A 1,140-nucleotide genomic window follows, 5' to 3' on the forward strand; every position below is an offset into this window, starting at 1 on the left:
TATCTTGTCTTTCTGCCATTTGTCTGGTGGGCGGCAGCGATTACCGCTTGTGCCATTACACCGGATAAGAATTTTATTCAAATCTTAGAAACGCTGAGCGAAAAACTCGAACAGCCGTTTTTTATCACGTATACACCGTATACGTTCAAATGTATTCTGATATTCACAGCAGCCTATTTCTTAGGCATTGGTATTTATGAATCCCAAAAAAGAAATTATAGAAGAGGCGTGGAACATGGTTCCGCAAAATGGGGCAACGTGTCCGAAATTTGCAGACATTACTGCGAAAAGCAGTACACGAATAATCTGCTTCTGACACAGCATTTCCGCATGGGACTGGATGGATATAAGCATAAACGAAATTTAAATGTGCTGGTAGTCGGAGGTTCAGGAGCAGGAAAGAGCCGGACGTATGCAATCCCAAACATCATGCAGTGCAACTGTTCGATGGTGATTACAGATCCCAAGGCAGAACTTTTGCGTAAAACCGGAGGTGTCCTGGAACGGAATGGATATGAAGTCCGGGTTTTTGATTTGATCAATCCGGAGACTTCCTGGTGTTATAACCCGTTTGCGTATGTCCGGGATGATAAGGATGTACTGAAGCTGATCAATAACCTGATCCGCAACACAACACCGAAGGGAGCGCAGAGCTCAGACCCGTTTTGGGAGAAGTCCGAGACTGCACTTTTACAGGCACTTATGCTGTATTTGCTGCATGAAGCTCCACCGGAAGAACAGAACTTCCCGATGATCATGGAAATGCTTGGAAGCGCACAGGTCAAAGAAGATGATGAGGATTACCAGTCACCATTGGACATTTTGTTTGAAAGACTGGAAATGCGGGACCCGGAGAGTATTGCGGTCAAGCAGTATGCCATTTATAAGCAGGCAGCCGGAAAGACTGCAAAGTCTATTTTGATCTCGGTTGGTGTCCGTCTGGCAGCTTTTAACCTGAAACAGATTGCCAACCTGACCTGTACGGACGAACTGGATTTATACAGTATCGGGGAGAAAAAAGTAGCACTGTTTTGCTGTATTCCAGATGCGGACACCAGTATGAATTATCTGGTCGGCATGATTTACAGTAATCTGTTTCAGACGCTGTATTATGTGGCAGACCGGAAGTACGGAGGAAGG

At 45.3% G+C, this 1,140-nt stretch carries 1 protein-coding gene; it reads left to right on the forward strand.

Annotated elements, in window-relative coordinates; translation table 11 throughout:
- A partial coding sequence (locus DXC04_RS15345) for a VirD4-like conjugal transfer protein, CD1115 family (protein WP_243112192.1) occupies positions 1–1,140 on the forward strand: 1,140 nt, incomplete at both ends.

The sequence above is a fragment of the Dorea sp. OM07-5 genome, from assembly GCF_003481355.1.
Taxonomy (GTDB): Bacteria; Bacillota; Clostridia; order Lachnospirales; family Lachnospiraceae; genus Dorea_D; species Dorea_D hominis.